The 3189-nt window shown below is 47.5% G+C and carries 4 protein-coding genes; 2 read left to right on the forward strand and 2 right to left on the reverse strand.

Annotated elements, in window-relative coordinates; translation table 11 throughout:
• The first annotated feature begins 4 nt into the window (after positions 1-4).
• On the forward strand, positions 5-760 hold the full coding sequence (locus RMO35_RS17875; RefSeq protein WP_396135694.1) for an FHA domain-containing protein: 756 nt from the start codon (positions 5-7) through the stop codon (positions 758-760).
• Between the two features lie 290 nt (positions 761-1050).
• Positions 1051-1362 carry an FHA domain-containing protein gene (locus RMO35_RS17880; protein ID WP_309742764.1) on the forward strand — a complete coding sequence of 104 codons (312 nt, stop codon included), beginning with the start codon at positions 1051-1053 and terminating at the stop codon, positions 1360-1362.
• A 31-nt stretch (positions 1363-1393) separates the two neighbouring features.
• Here RMO35_RS17880 and dnaN read toward each other — a convergent pair whose 3' ends face one another.
• Both dnaN and RMO35_RS17890 read right to left on the reverse strand, forming a co-directional pair.
• Positions 1394-2560 carry a DNA polymerase III subunit beta gene (gene dnaN, locus RMO35_RS17885; protein ID WP_309742766.1) on the reverse strand — a complete coding sequence of 389 codons (1167 nt, stop codon included), beginning with the start codon at positions 2558-2560 and terminating at the stop codon, positions 1394-1396.
• Between the two features lie 140 nt (positions 2561-2700).
• Positions 2701-2925 carry a sulfurtransferase TusA family protein gene (locus RMO35_RS17890; protein ID WP_309742767.1) on the reverse strand — a complete coding sequence of 75 codons (225 nt, stop codon included), beginning with the start codon at positions 2923-2925 and terminating at the stop codon, positions 2701-2703.
• Positions 2926-3189 lie beyond the last annotated feature (264 nt).

Genomic DNA, 3189 nt, shown 5'->3' on the forward strand with positions numbered 1-3189 from the left:
TTTTATGATTGTCTGTCCGAACTGTAAGCACGATAACCCTGAAGGTGCCACTAACTGCGAAGCTTGTTATACAGCCTTGCCAGCAACCAAAGCTTGCCCAAACTGCGGTGCATCAATTCAGCTTGATGCTACATTTTGCGGACAGTGCGGTTATAGCCTCAAATCTGCCGCAGCTCAAGACCCAATTTTGCTACCGCCACCAGCGATCGCGATCGAAGCGACCCCTGCTGCTGGTAGTATCGGTCTGCCACCGACAATATTGACAAATCCCGAAGCGGATCTGTTTGCCATCCCATTAGCGCCAGCCGAGTCAGCAGCAATTGCCGAGGAGTCACTCGCCCCCATCCAGGAGCCGCCACAAGTGGAGGCGCAGGTACCCCCCATCTCCTCATCAGCACCGACACCAGTCCCGGCTCAGCCACAACCAGCACCCCATCAGCTATTACATCTTCAATCCAATACTCCGATCGAGATTCCGCCACATTTACAAGTAATTCACTTGGGTAAGCCCAATGATTTGGTCGCTCCCGACATTGATGTGTCGAGTTTCCCCTGTGCGGAAGTAGTCTCGAGAGTTCATGCCAATATTCGCATAGAAGGAGAAAACTACTACATCGAAGATGTGGGCAGTGCTAATGGCACTTATATCAATCACAATGTTCTCGCCAAAGGTAATCGCCACTTGTTACGCTCTGGCGATCGGATCGGTCTGGGTAAAGGCGATTTGGTAACTTTTATCTTTCAAGATGCACCTGTGTAAGTAACATCACGCGCACGTGCGATCGATGCCGATCCTTCTCTTGAAAAATCAATCTAGCGATCTTCAGCCAAATCTAAGCTAAGTAAATCTCAAAATATGCTCTGACTCAATCCCAATTCCCGATCGACTCAAATTAGCTTAATTTATCCACGATCGATAGAGCCAATCGGCTCGAATAATTTACCGCTCGACCTTCCGAAGATCGATGCCGATCCGCAACTAAATTCAACCAACTTAATTCAGTTACGATGAAAAGTTATTGAATACGATTAGCTCACTTCTCACCAGCCATGATTCAAGCACCGCCCGCGATCGTATTAAGTCTTCTCAATTCAATTCCCGTCCAAAGCTGGACATTCCAACCGGAAGATATCGTGCGGATCGGACGGGCAACAGACAATCAGGTGGTGCTATTTAGTGCTGTAGTCTCTCGATACCATGCCCAATTGCGCTGGAGTGAAGAGACTGGTTGGTGCTTGTACAATATCAGTGCAAACGGTACTTATATCGATGGGGCAGCAGTCAAGGAAATCGCGATCGTCGATGGAATGATTATTCGATTGGCAACATCAGGGCCAAAAATTCAGGTTAAAGTGGAGTAGTTAGTGAATAGTGAATAGTGAATAGTGAAATCTAACTGCGTAGTTGAACTGGCATGACTAAATAAGTCATTTTGACACCACCTAAAGGGGTAAGAATGACTGGTTCGAGTGGGCCATTGAGACTGATAGTAATCTCTTGAGTAATGAGTGTTTTCAAGCCATCCATCAAGTATTTGATATTAAAAGCAATATCTAAATTCTCGCCAGAAATCTGAGCGGTGAGCGATTCTCGACCGCTACCGCGATCTTGACTTTCGACGGAAAGATCGATCGATTGACTGGTATTATCGATACTAAATTTGACCAAATTGCTCTGGTCTGCGAGCACGGCAATTCGCTCTAATGCGCTGAGAATTTGCTTACGATCGAGGGTAACTTGGCGTTGGAACTGCTTGGGAATCAATAAGCGATAATCGGGATATTTCCCTTCCAATGTCCGCGTCGTTAATTTGCGATGCTTTCCACAGCCAAATACTACCTGTCCCTGCTCCAGTTGCAACCCCAATCTGTCACCATCTTGCCCGGTTGCGAGCATTTTTTCGAGTTCGCGGAGTGCCTTGGCGGGAACCGTCACTTCAAACGATCCAGTGCTTGCCGCATCGGGTGCTTCCTGGTCGCTGGGCACCGTGTCAGACTCGTTTGGGTACACTTCAACAATTCCCAAGCGATGACCGTCTGTAGCGGCAAATTCCAACCGCTCTGGCTCGACTTTGAGATAGACCCCCGTGAGGACTTGCTTGCTTTCATCCTGAGAGCAAGCAATCAGCGAACCCTTTAAGCCATCGATAAAGGCAGTGGCTGAAAGTTGGTTGGTTTCACCCTGCTCGATCGATGGTAGCTCGGGAAATTCTTCGGCGCTCATCCCCCGCACCTGATAGCGACCCGATGCTGATGTAATCGTAACTAAGTTTTCCCCTGCCTCATCATCGAGGGTAATTTCGCCACTCGGTAATTTTGCGACGATATCATTTAATAACTTCGCTGGTAGCGTCAATGTCCCCTCTTCTTCTACTCTTGCTAGAAAATTAGTTTGGATACCGAGACTCAAATCGAAGCCAGTGAGCTGGATGCAGTCTGGATTCGTGGTGGCGTCAATTTTGATATTCGCTAGCACTGGATGAGTAGGACGTGTAGAGACAGCACGACTGACTAGGGCTAAGTTAACGTTCAGATCGTGCTGAGTACAAACAAATTTCATGAATTAGTGAATAGTGGATAGTGGATAGTGGGTAGATGGTGGAGGGTAGTAGTAGGGTGGGCATTGCCCACCATCTAGGTTTCCGGCTTTGCTGGTGTCATAGACATTGGCGACGATTTATAAATCTCGATCGAGATTAATTACCCTAATTTACTCCGGACTTGGAGCTTAAAGAAGTCGCCATTTTCGATCGTTTGCTCGATCGTATATCCAGCCATTTTGAGGCTGTCGGGTACTTGCTCGATCGGTTCGCCAGCATCGAGCCATACTTCTAACAACTCGCCAGCAGTCATCTGTTCGAGTTTCATTTTCGTCCGCACAAAGTTAATCGGGCACGGCGTCCCACGGAGGTCTAGTTGAGTCATTTGTTTAGTGGATAGTGGATAGTGGATAGTGGATCGTTAACCCAGATTTGGAGGTTTGGCTTCGTAGCACCCTACTCAACCTACGTCGATTATTTAATCCTCATTTCTAACCCTGTTTCCTGTAATTGCTATTCACTATCCACTATCCACTATCCACTACTTAAAGACATTCCCAAAGATACTCCCAATCCCACCTTTGCCGACCCGTTCGCCGCGAATTTTGGCGAGTTTTTCGAGGAGGTCGCGTTCTTCTTGGCTGACTTT

Source organism: Chamaesiphon sp. OTE_20_metabat_361 (genome assembly GCF_031364565.1).

Coding starts and splice junctions, on each gene's coding strand:
- dnaN (WP_309742766.1), bottom strand. CDS start 2,560: ATGAAATTTGTTTGTACTCAGCACGATCTGAACGTTAACTTAGCCCTA.
- RMO35_RS17890 (WP_309742767.1), bottom strand. CDS start 2,925: ATGACTCAACTAGACCTCCGTGGGACGCCGTGCCCGATTAACTTTGTG.
- RMO35_RS17875 (WP_396135694.1), top strand. CDS start 5: ATGATTGTCTGTCCGAACTGTAAGCACGATAACCCTGAAGGTGCCACT.
- RMO35_RS17880 (WP_309742764.1), top strand. CDS start 1,051: ATGATTCAAGCACCGCCCGCGATCGTATTAAGTCTTCTCAATTCAATT.